Origin of the sequence: Blautia marasmi (assembly GCF_900258535.1) — a bacterium.
Classification (GTDB): Bacteria; Bacillota; Clostridia; order Lachnospirales; family Lachnospiraceae; genus Blautia; species Blautia hominis.
This window is the reverse complement of record NZ_OIWX01000001.1, coordinates 349,776-368,849: the sequence shown is the minus strand read 5'-3', so window position 1 is coordinate 368,849 and position 19,074 is coordinate 349,776. Positions and strand designations below refer to the sequence as shown.

The window sequence follows — 19,074 nt, the reverse complement described above, 5'->3', positions numbered from 1 at the left end:
CCGGGCTTTTATAGAGTAGCGGGAGTAGGATTTGAACCTACGACCTTCGGGTTATGAGCCCGACGAGCTTCCAGACTGCTCCATCCCGCGTTACATATTTAAGTATATTCAGTATAGTCCCTTTTTATACTAATGTCAAGAAAAGAAATGTGACGGGTCTTCCGCAGCCACAGCCCTCCTCAGGTGAAGGGCACCGGGAGACGGGACGGTTTCACCGCACACATTTGAAAAAAACATTCAGTTTCCCCCACAACTATGGTACAATAAAATAAAAAGCTACCAACACACCAACAGCAGAAAGGCAGGAAAACAGATGGCGGGAAAATGTATCCTATGCGGTGGAAAACTAAGAAATGGAATCTGCACAGAATGCGGTATGGACAATAATAAAACGGATTCCGCATACCGTTCCCAGCTGAACCGCAATCAGTGCGAGAGTGCCCCTCTCACCCATGTCCATGGGGAAGAGAACGCAGAGCCTTACAAAAAGCCGGCTCTGAACCACCCTCGTCAGCAGGAACGCAGCCCTTCGGACCAGGACGGGAACACAGCAAAAAAAGAAATGGGAGCCGGCACAACTCCAAGAAAATATACTTCAAACAATGGAAACACCAACAACACAGTAAACTTCAACAGCTACCGGGAGATGTCCAAAAGACCGGGGGGGACAGGTATGTCTGCATTTCATACCCCTCGGGACGGCAGCAAGACAGGGCTTACCGTAGTTGTGATCGCTGTCCTTGTCGGTATTTTCCTGGTGGCTATCGGCTATGAGAACAGGACAGAAGAAAGTATAACAGCGGAAAAGATTATTGAGGACCCGGATTACCAGGACCCTTTTGACTACCAGCAGCCCTATGACTACCAGCAGCCTTATGATTACCCGGAATACACCTTTGATCCCTATCAGTACACCACGAAGGAACTGGCCCCGGAAGGGGAAAACTGGGAGACGGATTTAGGTGCCGGTGCATATGTGGTGGGATATGATATCCCAGAAGGCCAGTATATAGCCAGTGCAGGGGAAGGAATGCGCCTGGAAGTGGCTGATATGGACAGCAACGTATGGTTCAGTGAGTATTTTGGAGAGAATGATAATGAAGTGCTGCAGTTAGATGATGTGAGATTATTCACAGGTGCCATCGTCATGGTAAACGGCGGCGGAAATATACATATAGTATCAGAGAACGCACAGGCGGCAGAGGTTTTAACACCTCCCGCAAACCCGCTGACAGAGGAGATCACCCTGACAGACAGCATGGTGGCAGGAGAAGATTTCCCGGAAGGGACCTATGATATTGTTATGGCAACAGACGATTTCGGAATCGTATCCTATGAGCTTCCTAAGGAACAGGGGATGGACTATGGGCTGAACTTCAGCTTTCTGATGGATGCGGAACCGAGCGCGGATTATCCGGATTATACCAAGGAATATAAGAACGCGGTACTTCCAAAAGGTACCACGGTTACGGCGGATGGGCTCACCGTAAAACTGGTTCCCAGCGCCAGGATCATTTCTGAGGACTACCAAGCATTTTACGATAACTACAATTGATAGGAGACACTCATGAGCAAGAAGAATAAAAAGAAGACCACATTCGGGGGTGTACTGCGGAATATCATCTTGATCGCAGCTGTCTGCGTATTCCTTTTTTCTGCATACCAGCTTGTCAATATTTACCTGGAGTATAAAAAAGGAACAGACGAATACGACAAGATCAGGGAATATGTAAAAGAACCGGAGACGAAAAAAGAAGACCCCAAGGATGAACCGGAAGCCAAGGAGGAGGAAGAGGAGGAGCTGATCGGCCCCCAGATTGACTTTGCCGGTCTCAAAGAGATCAATCCTGATATTGTGGGGTGGATCCAGATGGAAGCCCTTGATGTGAGTTATCCTATTGTGAAGGGGAAGGATAATGACCATTACCTCCACTATACCTTTGAGGGGCAGCAGAATGCAGCGGGCGCCATTTTTATGGAGCACACAAACAACAGCAATTTTGAAGACTGCAATACCATCATTTACGGACATAATATGAAAAATGGCTCCATGTTCGGTACGTTCCGCACATTGCACGAGCCGGAAAACCTGACCAGTCCATATCTGTGGATCTGTCTGCCGGATAAGAGCTACCGCTATGAGATCTTCACGGTACACACCACATCCGCCACCGGTGACACTTATACACTTTTCAGCGCTCCGGATGACCAGTTTGCACAGTATTTGAAAAAAATGCGGGATGCCTCAGAGTTTGATGTAGGTACAGAGCCCACAAAGGATGACAAGATCGTGACCCTTTCCACCTGCACCGGAAATGATGCAACCAGATTTGTAATTCAGGCCAGGCGCCTGCCGGAGGTATATAAATAATGGAAGAGACAGAAAAGCTGCAGGAGATTATTTCAAAGAGCAGCAACATTGTATTTTTTGGAGGGGCAGGAGTTTCCACGGAGAGCGGGATCCCTGATTTCAGAAGTGTGGACGGCCTTTATCACCAGCAGTGGGAATATCCGCCGGAGACTATTTTAAGCCACACCTTCTTTATGAGAAGACCGGAAGAATTTTATCGTTTTTATAAAGCCAAGATGCTCTGTGATACCGCAAAACCGAATGCCGCACATTTAAAACTTGCGGAGCTTGAAAGAGCAGGAAAACTGAAGGCTGTCATCACCCAGAACATAGATAATCTCCATCAGATGGCAGGCAGCGGCAATGTGCTGGAACTGCACGGGAGTGTGTACCGCAACTACTGCATGAAATGCTGTACATCCTATGATTTTGCCTATATGAAAGCTGCAGAGGGAGTGCCAAAATGTGAGAAATGCGGCGGTATTATCAAACCGGATGTGGTCCTCTATGAGGAGAGCCTTGACAGCAAGACGCTCAACAGGTCTGTGCAGGCCATTTCAAACGCGGAAGCTTTGATCATCGGGGGAACGTCCCTGGCAGTCTATCCGGCAGCATCCCTGATTGATTATTTCACCGGGGAGTATCTGGTGGTCATCAACCGGGATGCCACACCTAGGGATAAAATGGCGGATCTTGTGATCAACGCGCCCATTGGCCAGGTGTTCTCACAGATCCGTGCGGAATAAACCAGAATAGACAGACAGAAAGGAAACCGGATATGGGTTACAATTATGAAGTTGGAGATATTGTAAAACTGAAAAAACAGCACCCCTGCGGAAGCCAGGAATGGGAAATCCTCCGGGTGGGTGCTGATTTTCGACTGAAATGCACAGGATGTGGTCATCAGATCATGCTGGCGAGGAGAATTGTGGAGAAAAATACCAAAGATTTGAAAAAAAAGGCTTGAATATCCAGGTGTGATGTGTTAGAATAAATCCTCGTGATATATTATTTATCCTTGCTCTCTGCTTAACAGAGGGCCAGAAGACCATAAGGAGGTAAAACAGCATGAACAAATATGAATTAGCATTAGTCGTTAATGCGAAAATTGAAGATGAAGCTCGTGCAGCAGTTGTGGAAAAAGCGAAAGGCTACATCACCCGTTACAACGGAGTTATTTCCGAAGTAGAAGAATGGGGCAAAAAAAGATTAGCTTATGAGATCCAGAAAATGCGCGAAGGATACTACTACTTCATCCAGTTTGAATCTGATGCAGCATGCCCTGCAGAAGTAGAACGCCACGTTCGCATCATGGACAATGTATTAAGATATTTAGTTGTCAGAAAAGACGCTTAATTTTTTCTGAAGGCACAAAACGCGGATCCATTTAGAGTTATGAAAGTAGATTTCTGATTCCCGATACTATGTGCAAGGTAAGAAATGATGAGGTAGAGATATGAACAAAGTAATTTTAATGGGTCGTTTAACCAGAGATCCTGAGGTGAGATATTCCGCAGGAGAAAACTCTATGGCAATTGCCAGATATACAATCGCTGTTGACCGCCGTTTCAAGAGAGACGGGGAAGCTACCGCAGACTTTATCGGATGCGTGGCTTTTGGAAGACAGGCTGAATTTGCAGAAAAATACTTCCGTCAGGGTATCAAGATCGCCATCAGCGGCAGGATCCAGACAGGCAGCTATGTGAACAAGGACGGCGTAAAGGTCTATACCACAGACGTTGTGGTTGAGGACCAGGAGTTCGCCGAGAGCAAAGCAGTCAGCGACAGCCATGCGGGACAGGCTGGCGGACAGGGAATGCAGGGCATGGGAATGCCTTCACCGACACCTGGTGCAGCATCCTCTGCAGACGGATTCATGAATATTCCGGACGGAATTGACGAAGAGTTACCGTTCAACTGATAAAGGACGGAATTTGATTAGGAGGTAAAAAATCATGGCTTACGAAAAAGGTAACAGACCGGATTCTCCGATGAAGAGAAGAGGCGGACGCAGAAGAAAAAAAGTTTGCGTGTTCTGTGGAAAAGAAAATAACGAGATCAACTACAAAGATGCAAATAAATTAAAAAGATATGTCTCTGAGAGAGGAAAAATCCTTCCGAGAAGGATCACAGGAAACTGTGCAAAACATCAGAGAGCTTTAACTGTTGAGATTAAGAAAGCAAGACATTTGGCTATCATGCCTTATGTTCAGGACTGATCTGCATACAGAAGCATAGAGAAGGAAGCGCCGCTGCGTTGTGCAGCGGCGTTTTTTGCCGTATAAAAAGCTTTGCGGCCGGGAGAGAGGCGCTTTTTGGTTTCATCGCACCTAAAAACGTGTTATAATGGGCACATCGGATGAGTTCGGTTATACAAAGGAAAGTGAGGCAGGTACATGGATTACAAGATTTTAATTGCTGAGGATGAACAGGACATTGCGGAACTTTTAAAACTCTATCTTGAGAATGAGGGCTACCGTGTCTTTTGGGCCGGCAATGGATTGGAAGCACTGAAGATTGTGGAGAGGGAAGATATCAGTCTGGCTGTGCTCGACGTTATGATGCCTAAGATGGATGGATATGAGCTTACCAGACGTATCCGGGAGATCAGCAATATTCCTATTTTGATTCTTTCCGCCAGAGATAAGAGCAATGACAAGATCCTGGGACTGAATCTGGGGGCTGACGATTACATGGCAAAGCCTTTTGATCCTCTTGAAATCGTGGCAAGGGTGAATTCCAATCTCCGACGGTTTTATCAGCTAAACGCAGAGAAGCCCAAACATGAGGAGACCTATATTTTGAAAGTGGGAGATTTGAGCCTGGACACGCAGACGCTGGTTCTGAAGAAAAAGGGCGAGGAGGTTCTCCTGACACCAATGGAATATAAAATCCTGGCTCTACTTATGAAAAAGCCGGGTGCTATTTATACAAAGGTACAGATTTACGAGAGTACCAGCGGAGAATATTTTGAGAGCGATGACAACACGATCATGGTCCACATCTCCAATCTCAGGGATAAAATAGAAGATAACCCCAAAAATCCACGTTACATAAAAACCATAAGGGGAGTAGGCTATAAGATTGAAGACAGATAAGAGAAAAACGGGAAGCTTTCTGGCCCTTCTCATACAAAACTATGTGGGATTTACCTTGACCATACTCTGTATCCTGGCATTGATCTCTGCGATTATCAACAAAGGATTTGAAAGGCGGCTTGATCTGCCCAGTGTCGATGCCCTGGAAGCAAACGAGGGACTGCTGGAGGAAGGAAACTATGATGCGTTTCCATGCCGGAAAGTCCTGGGGCCAAAGGGGGATTTTGTGGTATTGGACGAGAACCTGCATACGGTTTATAAGAGCAGTGAGAAGATGGAGGAATCCTTCACTGCCACGGAATTATACTGTATTCCGGAAATGACACTGTGGGAATATACGGAGACCACCACATTTACGAATCAGGAGGGAAAAAAACAGATCCTGGTGAAACGGTACGGGGAAGTGATGTCAAAAGACGAGGAAACATATGAAGAGACAGAGAGCTTCATGATCTTGGATGAGAACTACAGAGTGCTGACCAATACCATGGATTTCCCGGCGCAGCAGCTTGGAGAGCGGGAACTGCAGTATATGACGGACTCCGTCTCCGCGTCCTACGGATATCAGAAACATGCTTTCACAGGGGAGGATGGCAGGAAATATACGGCAGTCTTCAAATACAAAAAAATAGATGATCCCAGTTACCGTCACATTGTCTCTGCTCTGGAACGACTCTGGCTTCTGACAATTCCGCTGTATATTATTGTTGTGGCAGTCTTTGTGCTGAAGCTGAACCGGAAAGTAAAGGTTCCGCTCACATCCCTGAGCAGGACCATCACCCAGTACCAGCAGGGGGAGAAACCCAGCACAGAGTACAGAGGACCAAATGAGTTTGTGGAGATTGGAGATGATTTTGTCAGGCTTGCCGCCCGCCTCAACGAGAGTGAGGAGAAACGTCTGAAAGCAGATATGGACAAGCAGAAGATGCTGGCCGATATATCCCATGATCTAAAAACGCCTATTACCGTTATCCAGGGATATGCCAGGGCTATCTGTGACGGCATGATACCCGAGGACAGGAGGGAGCAGTATCTCAGAACCATCTATTTAAAATCCTCGGCGCTCAATGAACTCATCAATACCTTTTATGAGTACAGTAAGCTGGAGCATCCGGATTTCAGCCCGGTACTGAAAAGAGAGAATATCTGTGAATTCGCCAGAGAATACCTGGCGTCCAAGTACAATGAGATCGCGCTTGCCGGATTTGAACTGGAGGCGGATATTCCTGAAACGCCCCTGTACTGTCATATTGATTCCCAGCAGTTCAGCCGTGTCTTTGAAAATATCATTGCCAACGCGCTGAAGCATAATTCGGAGGGGACGGTACTGCGCTTTGCCATTGCTGCTGAGGGCAACAGTGTAAAGATCAGTATATCCGACAACGGGAAAGGGGTTCCGCCGGAGATTGCAGATGTTATCTTTGAACCTTTCACTGTGGGGGACGAGTCCCGCAACAGCAGGCAGGGAACCGGTCTGGGACTTGCCATCGCGAAAAAAATCGTGGAATCCCACAAAGGGTACATCAGCCTTTCCAAGCATCCGGAAGAAGGGATGTCCACGGAATTTATTATATGGATGAAAACGTCATAAGGTTTTCTCTGTTTTGAATGCAGCCTGTTTTTATTGGAACAGGCTGTTTTTTGTCTTATTTTCTGTTGTCAATTTGCACAAAAATGACGGCTGCAATTTAAAGTTGTGCATCCCCGCATTTGATGGTATAATGTTAAAGTACATTTTCATCCGGCAAGGCATAATAGGAGACCGGACAAAGTAGAGAAATTGGCAGGTAAGAGGATATGAATGGGAAAATTAAGATTAAAGGTCAGTTGAAGCTGTACATGCAGTGGCCGGTAATTCTGGCAGTCCTTCTGATTCTCATGGATATTAGTGTGTTCCGCATCAACAGGCGGGCTGGCGCTGTTGCCAGTGGATTTTTGGCTGTTTATTTGCTGATAGTTATTTTCTTATATCACCACAGCCGTGCCATCATCATGAATGAGCTGATCTCTTTTGCTACCCAGTACGGGCAGGTGCAGAGAAGCCTGCTGAAGGAATTTATCGTTCCTTATGCACTGCTGGACAGCAAGGGAAAGCTGATGTGGATGAATGATGCATTTTCCGCCTTGTGTGAAAAGCCACGGAAGTATAGAAAATCAATCACCACCCTGTTTCCTGAGATCACAGTGGACACTCTGCCGAAGGAGGATGCGTCTGAGGTAGTGTTCCAGTTCGCTGAGAAGGATTACCGTGCATCCATGCGCAGAATTTCCATCCAGAAACTTCTGGAAGATTCAGGCCTGGTGGAGGCGGAGGACGAGAATTTCCTCACAGCACTTTATCTCTTTGATGAGACGGAGATCAACCGTTACATCCGCAGGACAGAGGACGAAAAGCTGGTTACAGGGCTTCTGTATCTGGACAATTACGACGAGGCACTGAATAGTGTGGAGGAAGTGCGCCGTTCACTTTTGGTTGCCCTGATAGAGAGGAAGCTGAACAAGTATTTCAGTGAGGTGGACTGCCTCGTGAAAAAGCTGGAGAAGGACAAGTTTATCCTTGTTATGCGCCAGCGCTCTCTTGAGGAACTGAAGAAGAAGCGGTTCAATATCCTGGAGGATGTAAAGACGGTCAACATTGGAAACGATATGGCTGTGACGATCAGTATCGGTATCGGCATCAATGCGCCCAGCTATGCGCAGAATTATGAGTATTCCAGGATCGCCATTGACCTTGCCCTTGGACGCGGCGGTGACCAGGTGGTTATCAAGGACAAAGAGAGCATGACATATTTTGGCGGGAAATCTCAGCAGATGGGCAAGAATACCCGCGTAAAGGCCCGTGTAAAAGCCCATGCACTGAAAGAGTTCATGGTTGCCAAGGATAAAGTGGTGGTCATGGGACACAAGATTTCGGATGTGGACTCCATCGGCGCCGGGATCGGTATTTACAGGGCAGCGAAATCCCTGAATAAGAGGGCACATATTGTAGTAAATAATCCGACCATGTCTGTGCGTCCGATCATTGAGAATTTCATCAATAATCCGGATTATGATGAGCATATGTTTGTGGACAGTGCAGAAGCTCTTGATATTGTGGACAACAACACCGTTGTGGTCGTGGTGGATACCAACAAGCCAAGTTATACGGAGTGTGAGGAGCTGCTTTCCAAGACTAAGACGATCGTGGTTCTGGATCATCACCGCCAGGGTGCGGAGGTGATTTCCAACGCGGTGCTTTCTTATATTGAGCCTTTTGCGTCTTCGGCCTGTGAAATGGTTGCGGAGATCCTGCAGTATTTCTCTGACGATATCAGAATTTACAACATAGAGGCAGATGCTCTTTACTCCGGCATCATTATTGATACCAATAATTTCACGGCCAAAACCGGGGTGAGGACTTTTGAGGCTGCTGCGTTTTTGCGCCGCTGCGGCGCGGATGTGACCCGGGTGCGCAAGATGTTCCGGGATGATGTGGCTTCCTACAGGGCGAAGGCTGAGGCGATCCGTCATGTGGAGACTTACCGGAATTATTTTGCCATTGCAGTCTGCCCAAGCCAGGGCTTGGACAGCCCTACCATCGTGGCGTCCCAGGCAGCCAATGAACTTTTGAATATCAGCAGTGTGCGGGCATCTTTTGTGCTCACAGACTACAACCATACGATTTATTTCAGTGCCCGTGCCATTGATGAGGTGAATGTACAGCTTATCATGGAACGCCTGGGCGGCGGAGGTCATATTAATATGGCCGGAGCACAGTTAAAGGATGAGGAGATGGAGATCGCCATCATCAAACTGAAAGAGACCATTGACCAGATGATCAAGGAAGGAGACATAGAGATATGAAAGTGATTTTAGTAGAAGACGTAAAATCCCTGGGTAAAAAGGGTGACATTGTAAATGTAAGCGACGGATATGCCAGGAACATGCTGTTTCCCAAGAAACTGGGCCTGGAGGCTACATCCAAGAACATCAATGATTTAAAACTCCAGAGAGCCCATGAGGACAAAGTGGCAAAAGAGCAGCTTGACGCGGCACAGGCTTTCAAGGCAGAGCTGGAGACAAAAGAAGTGACGGTATCCATAAAAGTAGGGGAAAACGGCCGTACTTTTGGTTCTGTCTCAACAAAAGAGCTGGCTGAAGCGGCAAAAGAGCAGCTTGGATATGACATTGATAAGAAGAAAATGCAGCTTTCTTCCCCCATCAAAGAGCTGGGTACCACAAAAGTGCCCATCCGTCTGCATCCTAAAGTGACAGCAGAGCTGAAAGTCGTTGTGAAGGAAGCGTAAGCCTTCCAAAGGAAAGGAGCCATAACCTGTCATGGATGAAGCACTTATAAAGAGGATCATGCCCCACAGCATTGAAGCGGAGCAGTCGGTTATCGGTTCCATGATCACCAACAAAGATGCCATTGTGACCGCATCAGAGATCATTACAGGTGATGATTTTTATCAGCAGCAGTACGGCATTGTTTTTGAGGCCATGGTGGAGCTCTACAATGAGAACAAACCTGTGGATCTGGTCACACTCCAGAACAGGCTGAAAGAACTGGATGTGCCGCCTGAGATTTCCAGTATGGAATTTGTAGGGGAACTGGTGGCAGCAGTGCCCACCTCTGTGAACGTAAAGTATTATGCGGAGATTGTGTCTGAAAAGGCAATGCTGCGCAAACTGATCAAGACCACAGAGGAGATCGCCAATACCTGTTATCTTGGCAATGAGCGGACACAGGATATTCTTGAGATCACGGAAAAGAAGATTTTTGACCTGGTACAGAGGAAGAGCAGTGATGAATTTGTTCCTATAAAAGATGTGGTCCTGAATGCCATTGAGAAGATTGAGAAGGCATCCAGGACAAAGGGGAGTGTTACCGGTATCCCCACAGGATTTATTGACCTGGATTACAAGATGTCCGGTTTTCAGCCATCAGACCTGATTCTGGTAGCGGCCAGGCCCTCCATGGGTAAAACGGCGTTCGTACTGAATATTGCCCAGTATATGGCATTTAAGAGTGGTGTTACCACGGCGATCTTCAGTCTGGAGATGTCAAAGGAACAGCTTGTAAACCGTCTGCTGTCATTGGAGTCAAAAGTGGATTCCCAGAGTATCCGTACAGGTAATCTGGAGGATGAGGACTGGGCAAAGCTGATCGAGGGCGCTAATATTATTGGGTCTTCCAATATGATCATTGATGATACACCGGGTATTTCCATTTCGGAGCTGCGGTCAAAGTGCAGGAAGTATAAGCTGGAGCAGAATCTGGGAGTTATTTTTATTGACTACCTGCAGCTGATGTCAGGAAGCGGCAGGAGCGAGTCCCGGCAGCAGGAGATTTCTGATATTTCCAGGTCCCTGAAGGCGCTGGCAAGGGAACTGAGCGTGCCGGTGGTGGCGCTGTCCCAGTTAAGCCGTGCCGTGGAACAGAGGCCGGACCACAGACCTATGCTTTCTGACCTTCGAGAATCAGGGGCGATTGAGCAGGATGCCGATGTTGTTATGTTCATTTACAGGGATGATTATTATAATAAGGATTCTGAGAATAAGAATATTGCGGAGATCATTATTGCTAAACAGAGGAATGGTCCGATTGGGACGGTGAATTTGGTTTGGCTGCCGAATTATACGAAGTTTGTGAATATGAAGAAATAGATGGGAAAGGTTCTGTGGCTGAGGCGGCCATGGGGCCTTTTTTGTATAGGGGGGGAGAGTTGAGGGCGGACGGGAAATGGTAAGAGGGCCGGGAGGGGTGTGGAGGGGATATTATATTACGCTATTTGTCTATGATGTTTATTAGGTTAGGGTTGACAGGGGGGAGGCAAAGTGATATATTTGTCTTAATAAGAGATAAATATATCACTTTTGGGAGGATGGATCATGAAGAGGAATTGGAGAGAGATTGTGTTGATGGGGTTTATATTGGCGGAGTTTTTGGCTGTGGGGTTTGATGTGGTTTTTAATGGGAGCAGGATAGTGAAACCTATTGATTTGGGGAGTTATGTGTTCCGATGGACGGATCTGCCTTTGATGGCTGTAACGGTGGGATTTGTTTGTTATGTGGTGTATTTGGTGGTTCGTATGGTGACTGCAAATTTTAGAAAAGGCGGGTCGGCTGTTAAGGGGGTGACCAGGAAACTGAATCCAAGATATGGGTGGTTTGGTTTTTTTGGATTTGTCGGGTTTGTTGGGATCCCGGCCTATATGATACAGGGACAGGTTTGGCCGTTTTTCTTCTTTGTGTTTTTTGGGTTCTTTGGATTTTTTTATGAGGCAAAGATGAGCTGTACGTTGATGGATGAAAGATTTAAGGAGGAACAGACAAGAGCACAACTGGTTTCTTATAAGACTGGTTTTGGACTTCTGTGGGCGGTGGCCTGGTTTATGGGAATGGCGGGAAGCCATATTGGAATTACCTATGTGGCACTTATTTTTACAGTGTCCTCTTCCCTGATCATTGCCCTGGTTCTCTTTCTGAACAGCTATCTTCTGTACAAATATGATACGGAGGAAGCAGAGTAATATGGGCATAGAAGGATTTTCGTGTAACCTGAAAAAATACCGTCTGAAAAAGGACATGACTCAGGAACAATTGGCAAACGCCGTAGGCGTCCGCCGCGAAACTATCATGCGGCTGGAAAAAGCCCAGTATAACCCGTCTTTAAAACTGGCAATTGATATATCAAGAGTCGTAGAGACTCCCATAGAAGAACTCTTTATTTTTGATTGACCAGCCCCAATAAAGCCATTGATCTAATACAAATTACGCTTATGGTTGTTGAGGGGCTTATAAAATTTCGTTTTATCTTGACAATTATTTTATCATTTAATATAACCTGACTTTTGCAGATGATTAAGTATAAAAATACCCGTTAGCCCAGCAAATAAGCTGACTAACGGGTTTGTCTTTTTGTCATATTTTCATGGTGTATTTTCACTTTTTTGTGGCTGCTAAAACTTTTTTTATTTCNAGTGGAGCGTTCGGGAGATCCACCTGCCCCAGGCACTTAATGAAGAGGCCATTGCCGATGAATTTAGTGCCTGGGAGCAGGTTAGCTCCCGGACAGCGGAACGCTTCGCTCCCCAGTTTCCCTCCCGCCCTCTCTTCCCCGTCCGTCTCTCCATTATATCCTCTTCCCTAACATCTCCGGATTAGAAGCATGTCCCAAAGCCTCATGTCTGCTGATCCTTCCTTCTTTCACCAGCCGCTGCAGACTGGCATCCATAGAGATCATATCTCCCCCGGCCGAAGAATAAATAAGCCCATCAATCTGATGTACCTTATTCTCCCGGATCATATTTTTAATAGCCGGAGTAGTCTTCATGATCTCAAATGCGGGGATCAGCGTCTCATTTACATCAGGTACCAACTGCTGTGATACGACAGCCCGCAGCACGGAGGAGAGCTGCACAGCGATCTGCCGCTGCTGATTGGGCGGAAAGACATCAATAATACGGTCTATGGTATTTGCAGCCCCCAGGGTATGCAGGGTGGACAGCACCAAATGCCCGGTTTCGGCGGCTGTCATAGCGACGGCCATCGTCTCATAATCTCTCATTTCCCCCAAAAGGATCACATCCGGACTCTGCCGCAGAGAGGCTCTTAAAGCCATAATATAACTTTCTGTATCCGTGTTGATCTCACGCTGGCTCACAATACTCTTTTTATGGCTGTGCAGGAACTCCAGAGGATCCTCCAGCGTAATAATATGCTTTTCTTGTGTCTTATTTATAGCGTCAATGATACATGCCAGCGTGGTGGACTTTCCGCTGCCGGCAGGACCTGTAACAAGGACAAGCCCTTTATTCATATTCCCCAGTTCAATGATGGAATCCGGAATCCCTAAATCCGATGGATTGGGAAGCTGGAATGTGATGACGCGGATGACAGCAGCCATGGAACCTCTCTGTTTGTAAGTGCTCACCCGGTAACGGGAAAGCCCTCTGACAGCGAAGGAAAAATCGTCATCCCCTGTCTCCAGAAAGCGATTGATATCCCTGTTGTCTGCCAATTGGTAGATCTCACGTATCATGGATTCCGACTGGGCCGGCATGATCTTGTCAGTTCCCATGGTGATAAGGGAGCCGTTCTTTTTGTATGAGAGCGGCAGACCTGCTACGATAAAAAGGTCTGAGGCACCGGTATTGGTGGTTTCAGTTAAAAATGTTAGTGCATCCATTGCTGTTTCCTTTCCTGAGTTATGTGTCGCTTCCGTATACAGGCAGTGTTTCATCCGGCTGCCATGTCTCTGTATTTACAAGCTTCCAGCGCTTGATTTGATAATAACTGTCCCCCTCCTTTAAATCTTCGGGCAGGAGAAGGGCTACAGACAATTCCTGTTTTGTTCCTGCAGGCACATGATATTCTATTTCCATCTGGGAAGAAAATACGATTCCATCGGTATCTTCCAGAGCCGTTTTTACATGCTGCAGGTACGCCTCCGTATTTCCGTAAAGCGTATACTGTTCCTCCAGACATTTGTCAATGGTCATGAGGATTTCATTTGCCCTGTTTTCCGCTTCGTAGTAATCTTTGGTATGCTCCGCATTTTTTTGGCTCAAACGATAATCCGAGCGGGCGCTGACAAGAGAGAGTACAGCAAAAGTTATCATGCAGAGCAGGACAAAGATCAGCAGGATAGAGGATGTGCCTACCCCCAGTATGGGTTTTCTGCTTTTTTCCATTTTGCGGACTCCTTTCTGTTAAGCTGTCCCGGCTTTGCGGGCTACGGGGATTTTGATAGACAGATGGTAAAGACTGTCACCGCCTAAGTCTGTAAAGTCAATCCGGGCTTCTCTGCTGTGTGGGGAGGCGGTCTGTTCGATATAGAGATAATAGGCTGCGTCCTTCTGGGCACAGGTTTCCCCGTTTTTGTCGTAACATAGGTAAATGATCCCGTCCGTTTCCATTGCTTCAGGCAGAAGTGCTTTCACTGCCTCATAGGAGCCGTCTGTGTGGGCCAGTACCTCAGCAGCACTGGAGGCATAGCTGGAGCCAAGGGTCAGTTCCTTTGCCGATTGACTCATAAAATGCGCTTTTACAAAAACCTGGATACACACAGCGCTGGCCAGGGAAAAGAATAATATTGCAAGGATCAGTTCGATCAAAAACAGACTGGACCTTGTATTTTGCCGTTCTCTCACTGGAATCTCCTTTCTGACAGATCACTCACTTTGTACATGGATCAGCAGGGACAGGGAATGTTTCTGCCTGTCTGCTGCCGTGAACCGAAAAAGGCCCTTGGATGCCTCCTGGATAGTAAAATCCGTTACTTCCAGTATGGATTCCCCCTGGGATTTCTTTGGCTCTTTCTCTTTTTGGGTAAAAAGTTCTTTTAAATATCCCTCATCCTCGTAGATGTAGGTGGCATATTCCTTATCTTCTATGGTCTCCAGAAAGATCAGGGCATCCCTGTCCTCGACTTTTCCCAGAAAAATGCTGCCGGATTCATCGTGCTGGCGTACTTTTTCGGCTATATAGGAGAGGGACGTGCGTGTGGTGTAATTGGCATCCATATCGGCGGCTGTGGTTTTGTATACATGTGCTCCTATGAGCACTACAGCCAGCGCAGAGGCGGCAAATACGCAGAGCAGCCCAAGGGTGAAAAGGACATCTATAAAATGTTTCTGGTTCCGGCTGGGATTCATGGTGCCACCTCCCTGTTGTTTAATGGTATGACATCCACATCCGGCATCAGGTTGGAGCCAACCACTTCATATGTGACCAGGTATTTGTCATGGTCATAAGTAATCCCGTAATGCTCTTCCAGGTAAGTGAGGCTCTCCGGGTAACTCCCCTCCACGGCGTAGCAGTGCACAGCGCTTTTGATGACAGCCTGTTTCAGGCTTCGTTCCTCCTCCTTTTGTGTGGCGGAGGAGACAGAGGACATGCCGTAGAACAGAAAACACATCAGACATAGGAATACGAGGGCGGGCAGAAGCAGTCTGTGTAAGGGACGGCGCTTTTCAGTTTGAAATCGGTTCATATGACGGCCCCCTTTATCCGATGCTGGACATGATTCCCATGAGCGGGAGCATGACAGACAGAAGGATCATGCCAACCACCACAGACAGAACAGCAACCAGAGTCGGCTCCAGTTTGGAGACGATACCGGATATCCGTTCATTTACTTCCTCGTCGTACTGGACGGCAATCTGACGCATCACATCATCCATGGCACCTGTGCGGAACCCGATATTGACCATGCGCGCATAAAGCCCGGAGAAGATCCCGGCATTGGAAAGCGCTTCCGAAAATCCGGTGCCCTCCGAGATCAGGTCCCTGGCCGTTTGGATCTTTTCCTGCATGACAGGGTGGTCCGTGAGGCGCGATACCATTTCAAGACTCTGGTCTGTATCCAGGCCGCTGCTAAGAGCTAGGGACATGCCGCTTGCAAAACGCGCAGCCGCTATTTTTTCCGAAAGGCCTTTGGTCAGGAAAAATCGTCCGGCAAAATTTTTAAGAGACTGCCGCCCTTTGCTGGTGCAGGAAAAATAGAAAAACAGCACGATCACTACAGCGGCAAGCAATAGGAAAACCAGAGCATACCGGTTCAAAACCTGCCCCAATCCCATAACGCTTCTGGAGATGCCGGTAAGGCCGGTTCCAAGCTGTTCAAATACCTGTTCAAAGATAGGCATGACCTTTGTGACCAGCACCAGTACAACGGCCAGCATCATGAGGATCATAACCAGAGGGTAGGTGACAGCGCTTTTAATATTTTTAGAAATGGCATCCTCCCGCTCATAATGTTCGGAAAGGGCTGACATGACATCATCCAGACGGCCTGCCTGCTCTCCGATCTCTACCATATCGCACAGATATTTGGGGAAGACCTGCGCTTCCTTAAGGGAGGACCAGAGACAGCCTGTCTGTTCTATCTGCTCCAGGACTGTTTTGAGGATCTGCTGCCCTTCCTCCTGGGGTGCATCCTCCAGCATAATGGTAAGCCCCTCAGTGGAGGAGATGCCGGAGCGGAGAATGAGAGCCATCTGGCTGCAGAAGGTTGAGAGTTCATTGTTGGATAAAACTTTCATGCTGCTCCTTTCTAACGGGTATACCGTACGGTATAATTAGTTCCGTCACCAATGTATTTTAATATCTTTTTGCTGTTCTTATTGCTGGAGGCAAAGGTGGGATCCATGCGCTTCCAGCTCTTTCCGTCAAATTCAATGATATTGTCGATCCATCCCACATCCTTGATGTATACACTGATCCACGCGTGATATACCTTGCCGGAATAGCCGATCTCCAGCTTTGTGGGAATATCCTGGGAGCGCAGCATTGCGGTCATCAGGGAGGCATAGTCAAAGCAGATGCCTTTGCAGGAGGAAAGGGTTTCGTCCAAATCCGGCAGATATCCGTTTGGGACGGTCTTGGCTTTCTCCTCGTCGTAGGATATGGTCTCTATGACGTAATTGTAGATATCCGCCACAGCATCCAGATCGGAGGAGGCTGTCTTGACCTGTTCCTGAGCGGTTTTCACAGCCTGGCTGTCCGGGGTGAAATCCACATACTGGTTAGGATACAGGTAGGGAATAAAGTCGCTCTCCAGCTTTACATCAATGGTTTCGCTGTAGAGTGTTGCATATTTGTCACCTGTTATATTTTCATATGTGCTTATGGTGTATGAACCGTCCCCGGAAGTGAGGGGCATGGTCACATAGGGACCGGAGGTTATGAAATATTTGTAATTAATGCCGTCAGGGCCGTCTATCTGGATATTGGCCTTGGCTGCATCCCCTGTATACCGGGCCATAATGTAGCCCTGGTCTGTGTGGGAAACGTCGATGATCAGGGGTTCTGCCCCAAGTACGGCGGTTCCTGACGCCTCGGGCACATGGACATTCGGCGTATTGGGGCGTACCGTTTCTTTTTTCTCTGCTTGGGAAGTGCTGGATTTTTTTGTGGAGCCGGACGATGCGCTGGCCGCGGAACAGGAGGCCAGGATCAGTACGGGACACAGAACAGCTAAAATGCCGCATAGCAGATGGAATATACGGTTGTGAGTCATACGGGACCCTCCTCGTGTCTGCTGCTTCTTTCGTTCTGAATAATTGTTTTAATCATATCATTTTTTCCTTCATAAAGCAATATGAGGGAAAAGTTATGGAATTTGATATTGTAATATGGGGCTAAATTCGATAAAATAGAAATAGTTATGCATACTGGGAACCTTTTAGCCTACTGCTGAGAGGAGATATGCTGTAATGAATAAGAAGATATGTTTCGGACTGCTTGTGCTGTCCGTGTTGTTTATGTCATCCTGTCAAAAACAGGAGGAAACACTTCTGCTGTCCGGGGACCGGCCGGAGCAGGAGGAAAGTGTACCGAAGGAGTCTGCAGAGCCAAAAGGAAAGGAAGATTCCGAAAAAGAACCGGATGTTCCCAAAGAGGAGGCGGCTCCACAGCAGATCTGTGTATTCCTGTGCGGTGCTGTAAACCAGCCGGGTGTGTATTACCTGAAAGAAGGAGCGCGGCTCTATGAAGGGATCGCTGCTGCCGGAGGTTTTGCTGAGGCGGCAGATGAGGACTGGTGGAACCAGGCGGCTGTCCTGTCGGATGGCAGCCGGGTTCAGATCTATACCAGGGAGGAGACAGAGGCATTCCGGCAGGCCGGACAAGACCCGGGAAGAGACGGGGGAGATATGGATCTGCCGGCAAACGGTGCAGCGCCCGATGCAGCGGATTCAGCGGAAGCCCAAGGCACAGTAAATATCAACACAGCAACCCAGGAGGAACTGCAGACAGTTCCCGGCATCGGGGAGGTAAAGGCAAAAGCAATTCTCGCCTACCGGGAAGAACACGGGGAGTTTTCATCTGCGGAGGATATCCAGCAGGTGCCCGGCATCAAAGGCAAGACCTACGAAAAAATAAAAAACTATATTTCTTACTGAGATATAGTCCGGCATAACGGGCAAACTTAAGGATGAGGAGATAATTAAATGAGTAAAAGAGTTTTAGTTGTGGATGATGAGAAATTGATCGTAAAGGGAATCCGTTTCAGCCTGGAGCAGGATAATATGGAAGTGGACTGCGCGTACGATGGGGAGGAAGCGCTGGAGAAAGCCAGGGAGAACAATTATGATATGATCCTTCTGGATATTATGCTTCCCAAGATGACCGGCCTGGAGGTCTGCCAGCAGATCCGTGAATTTTCCCAGGTACCCATCATTATGCTGACTGCCAAGGGCGAGGACATGGATAAGATACTGGGGCTTGAATATGGTGCGGATGACTATATTACCAAGCCGTTTAATATTCTGGAGGTGAAGGCCCGCATCAAGGCCATTATGCGCCGGACCAAAAAGGACGAGAAGCAGGCAGAGCGCACCGGTTCCATCACAGTGGGAGACCTGCGTCTGGACTGCGAGAGCCGCAGGGTTTTCATAAGCGATAAGGAAGTCAATCTGACTGCAAAGGAATTTGACGTTCTGGAACTTCTTGTAAAGAATCCAAACAAGGTTTACAGCAGGGAGAATCTGCTGAATCTGGTGTGGGGTTACGAATATCCGGGGGATGTGCGCACGGTTGACGTCCATATCCGTCGTCTGAGAGAGAAGATCGAGGAGACTCCCAGTGAGCCAAAGTATGTACATACCAAGTGGGGTGTGGGATATTATTTTCAGGTATAA

At 47.6% G+C, this 19,074-nt stretch carries 23 protein-coding genes and 1 tRNA gene; 16 read left to right on the top strand and 8 right to left on the bottom strand.

From position 1 onward, the window contains the following. Positions 1-16: 16 nt before the first annotated feature. Positions 17-90, bottom strand: a tRNA-Met gene (locus C6P39_RS01565). Between the two features lie 223 nt (positions 91-313). Here C6P39_RS01565 and C6P39_RS01560 point away from each other — a divergent pair. The 14 genes from C6P39_RS01560 (at position 314) to C6P39_RS01495 (ending at position 12,169) form a co-directional block, all read left to right on the top strand. Next, positions 314-1,555: a hypothetical protein gene (locus tag C6P39_RS01560; RefSeq protein WP_104802539.1), complete on the top strand. Its 1,242-nt coding sequence runs from the start codon at positions 314-316 to the stop codon at positions 1,553-1,555. 12 nt (positions 1,556-1,567) lie between these two features. Further along, complete coding sequence (srtB, locus tag C6P39_RS01555; RefSeq protein ID WP_104802538.1) at positions 1,568-2,371, top strand: class B sortase; 804 nt, start codon at positions 1,568-1,570, stop codon at positions 2,369-2,371. After that, on the top strand, positions 2,371-3,096 hold the full coding sequence (locus tag C6P39_RS01550) for an NAD-dependent protein deacylase (RefSeq protein ID WP_104802537.1): 726 nt from the start codon (positions 2,371-2,373) through the stop codon (positions 3,094-3,096). Before srtB ends, C6P39_RS01550 begins: the two co-directional genes overlap by 1 nt. A 32-nt stretch (positions 3,097-3,128) precedes the next feature. Next, a complete protein-coding gene (locus tag C6P39_RS01545) occupies positions 3,129-3,317 on the top strand; it encodes a DUF951 domain-containing protein (RefSeq protein WP_018598535.1) in 189 nt (62 codons plus the stop codon). Between the two features lie 101 nt (positions 3,318-3,418). After that, a complete protein-coding gene (gene rpsF, locus C6P39_RS01540) occupies positions 3,419-3,706 on the top strand; it encodes a 30S ribosomal protein S6 (protein ID WP_018598534.1) in 288 nt (95 codons plus the stop codon). Positions 3,707-3,806: 100 nt separating this feature from the next. Then, positions 3,807-4,271 (top strand): single-stranded DNA-binding protein, encoded by a 465-nt coding sequence (locus C6P39_RS01535; protein ID WP_095173792.1) that lies wholly within the window; start codon positions 3,807-3,809, stop codon positions 4,269-4,271. A gap of 34 nt (positions 4,272-4,305) precedes the next feature. Then, complete coding sequence (gene rpsR / locus C6P39_RS01530) at positions 4,306-4,569, top strand: 30S ribosomal protein S18 (protein WP_065540893.1); 264 nt, start codon at positions 4,306-4,308, stop codon at positions 4,567-4,569. 177 nt (positions 4,570-4,746) lie between these two features. After that, positions 4,747-5,448 (top strand): response regulator transcription factor, encoded by a 702-nt coding sequence (locus C6P39_RS01525; protein ID WP_095173794.1) that lies wholly within the window; start codon positions 4,747-4,749, stop codon positions 5,446-5,448. After that, the gene (locus tag C6P39_RS01520) at positions 5,435-7,039 is read left to right on the top strand and encodes a sensor histidine kinase (protein WP_104802536.1); all 1,605 of its coding nucleotides are present in this window, start codon (positions 5,435-5,437) and stop codon (positions 7,037-7,039) included. The genes C6P39_RS01525 and C6P39_RS01520 overlap by 14 nt, the downstream gene beginning before the upstream one ends. A gap of 206 nt (positions 7,040-7,245) precedes the next feature. Next, a complete protein-coding gene (locus C6P39_RS01515; RefSeq protein ID WP_095173799.1) occupies positions 7,246-9,291 on the top strand; it encodes a DHH family phosphoesterase in 2,046 nt (681 codons plus the stop codon). Beyond that, positions 9,288-9,734, top strand: coding sequence for a 50S ribosomal protein L9 (gene rplI / locus C6P39_RS01510; RefSeq protein ID WP_095173802.1), 447 nt, complete (start codon positions 9,288-9,290; stop codon positions 9,732-9,734). Before C6P39_RS01515 ends, rplI begins: the two co-directional genes overlap by 4 nt. A 31-nt stretch (positions 9,735-9,765) precedes the next feature. After that, on the top strand, positions 9,766-11,094 hold the full coding sequence (gene dnaB, locus C6P39_RS01505) for a replicative DNA helicase (protein ID WP_095173804.1): 1,329 nt from the start codon (positions 9,766-9,768) through the stop codon (positions 11,092-11,094). A 225-nt stretch (positions 11,095-11,319) separates the two neighbouring features. Further along, positions 11,320-11,961 (top strand): DUF3796 domain-containing protein, encoded by a 642-nt coding sequence (locus C6P39_RS01500; RefSeq protein WP_104802535.1) that lies wholly within the window; start codon positions 11,320-11,322, stop codon positions 11,959-11,961. Position 11,962: 1 nt separating this feature from the next. Further along, positions 11,963-12,169, top strand: coding sequence for a helix-turn-helix transcriptional regulator (locus C6P39_RS01495; RefSeq protein WP_330406992.1), 207 nt, complete (start codon positions 11,963-11,965; stop codon positions 12,167-12,169). Between the two features lie 394 nt (positions 12,170-12,563). On the opposite strand, the gene C6P39_RS01490 is transcribed toward C6P39_RS01495, so the two are convergent. From C6P39_RS01490 to C6P39_RS01460, 7 genes are read right to left on the bottom strand one after another with little or no spacing between them, the layout of a single operon-like run. After that, positions 12,564-13,619 (bottom strand): type IV pilus twitching motility protein PilT, encoded by a 1,056-nt coding sequence (locus C6P39_RS01490; RefSeq protein ID WP_095173813.1) that lies wholly within the window; start codon positions 13,617-13,619, stop codon positions 12,564-12,566. Between the two features lie 19 nt (positions 13,620-13,638). Continuing rightward, positions 13,639-14,124, bottom strand: a complete 486-nt coding sequence (locus C6P39_RS01485) for a hypothetical protein (RefSeq protein ID WP_104802534.1) — start codon at positions 14,122-14,124, stop codon at positions 13,639-13,641. Between the two features lie 18 nt (positions 14,125-14,142). Further along, positions 14,143-14,583 (bottom strand): hypothetical protein, encoded by a 441-nt coding sequence (locus tag C6P39_RS01480; protein WP_104802533.1) that lies wholly within the window; start codon positions 14,581-14,583, stop codon positions 14,143-14,145. Between the two features lie 21 nt (positions 14,584-14,604). Next, entirely contained in the window at positions 14,605-15,087 is a 483-nt protein-coding gene (locus tag C6P39_RS01475; RefSeq protein WP_104802532.1) for a DUF4860 domain-containing protein, read from the bottom strand. Beyond that, complete coding sequence (locus C6P39_RS01470; protein ID WP_095173821.1) at positions 15,084-15,425, bottom strand: hypothetical protein; 342 nt, start codon at positions 15,423-15,425, stop codon at positions 15,084-15,086. Before C6P39_RS01470 ends, C6P39_RS01475 begins: the two co-directional genes overlap by 4 nt. A 13-nt stretch (positions 15,426-15,438) precedes the next feature. Beyond that, positions 15,439-16,476: a type II secretion system F family protein gene (locus C6P39_RS01465; RefSeq protein WP_095173823.1), complete on the bottom strand. Its 1,038-nt coding sequence runs from the start codon at positions 16,474-16,476 to the stop codon at positions 15,439-15,441. Between the two features lie 11 nt (positions 16,477-16,487). Then, on the bottom strand, positions 16,488-17,453 hold the full coding sequence (locus C6P39_RS01460; RefSeq protein ID WP_095173825.1) for a transglutaminase-like domain-containing protein: 966 nt from the start codon (positions 17,451-17,453) through the stop codon (positions 16,488-16,490). A 196-nt stretch (positions 17,454-17,649) separates the two neighbouring features. On the opposite strand from C6P39_RS01460, the gene C6P39_RS01455 reads away from it, so the two are divergent. Both C6P39_RS01455 and C6P39_RS01450 read left to right on the top strand, forming a co-directional pair. Further along, positions 17,650-18,336 (top strand): ComEA family DNA-binding protein, encoded by a 687-nt coding sequence (locus C6P39_RS01455; protein ID WP_095173826.1) that lies wholly within the window; start codon positions 17,650-17,652, stop codon positions 18,334-18,336. Positions 18,337-18,384: 48 nt separating this feature from the next. Further along, entirely contained in the window at positions 18,385-19,074 is a 690-nt protein-coding gene (locus tag C6P39_RS01450) for a response regulator transcription factor (RefSeq protein WP_095173827.1), read from the top strand.

Coding starts and splice junctions, on each gene's coding strand:
- rpsR (WP_065540893.1), top strand. CDS start 4,306: ATGGCTTACGAAAAAGGTAACAGACCGGATTCTCCGATGAAGAGAAGA.
- C6P39_RS01525 (WP_095173794.1), top strand. CDS start 4,747: ATGGATTACAAGATTTTAATTGCTGAGGATGAACAGGACATTGCGGAA.
- srtB (WP_104802538.1), top strand. CDS start 1,568: ATGAGCAAGAAGAATAAAAAGAAGACCACATTCGGGGGTGTACTGCGG.
- C6P39_RS01490 (WP_095173813.1), bottom strand. CDS start 13,619: ATGGATGCACTAACATTTTTAACTGAAACCACCAATACCGGTGCCTCA.
- C6P39_RS01545 (WP_018598535.1), top strand. CDS start 3,129: ATGGGTTACAATTATGAAGTTGGAGATATTGTAAAACTGAAAAAACAG.
- C6P39_RS01470 (WP_095173821.1), bottom strand. CDS start 15,425: ATGAACCGATTTCAAACTGAAAAGCGCCGTCCCTTACACAGACTGCTT.
- C6P39_RS01460 (WP_095173825.1), bottom strand. CDS start 17,453: ATGACTCACAACCGTATATTCCATCTGCTATGCGGCATTTTAGCTGTT.
- C6P39_RS01535 (WP_095173792.1), top strand. CDS start 3,807: ATGAACAAAGTAATTTTAATGGGTCGTTTAACCAGAGATCCTGAGGTG.
- C6P39_RS01450 (WP_095173827.1), top strand. CDS start 18,385: ATGAGTAAAAGAGTTTTAGTTGTGGATGATGAGAAATTGATCGTAAAG.
- C6P39_RS01550 (WP_104802537.1), top strand. CDS start 2,371: ATGGAAGAGACAGAAAAGCTGCAGGAGATTATTTCAAAGAGCAGCAAC.
- C6P39_RS01495 (WP_330406992.1), top strand. CDS start 11,963: ATGGGCATAGAAGGATTTTCGTGTAACCTGAAAAAATACCGTCTGAAA.
- C6P39_RS01455 (WP_095173826.1), top strand. CDS start 17,650: ATGAATAAGAAGATATGTTTCGGACTGCTTGTGCTGTCCGTGTTGTTT.
- C6P39_RS01515 (WP_095173799.1), top strand. CDS start 7,246: ATGAATGGGAAAATTAAGATTAAAGGTCAGTTGAAGCTGTACATGCAG.
- C6P39_RS01500 (WP_104802535.1), top strand. CDS start 11,320: ATGAAGAGGAATTGGAGAGAGATTGTGTTGATGGGGTTTATATTGGCG.
- C6P39_RS01465 (WP_095173823.1), bottom strand. CDS start 16,476: ATGAAAGTTTTATCCAACAATGAACTCTCAACCTTCTGCAGCCAGATG.
- rplI (WP_095173802.1), top strand. CDS start 9,288: ATGAAAGTGATTTTAGTAGAAGACGTAAAATCCCTGGGTAAAAAGGGT.
- rpsF (WP_018598534.1), top strand. CDS start 3,419: ATGAACAAATATGAATTAGCATTAGTCGTTAATGCGAAAATTGAAGAT.
- dnaB (WP_095173804.1), top strand. CDS start 9,766: ATGGATGAAGCACTTATAAAGAGGATCATGCCCCACAGCATTGAAGCG.
- C6P39_RS01560 (WP_104802539.1), top strand. CDS start 314: ATGGCGGGAAAATGTATCCTATGCGGTGGAAAACTAAGAAATGGAATC.
- C6P39_RS01485 (WP_104802534.1), bottom strand. CDS start 14,124: ATGGAAAAAAGCAGAAAACCCATACTGGGGGTAGGCACATCCTCTATC.
- C6P39_RS01475 (WP_104802532.1), bottom strand. CDS start 15,087: ATGAATCCCAGCCGGAACCAGAAACATTTTATAGATGTCCTTTTCACC.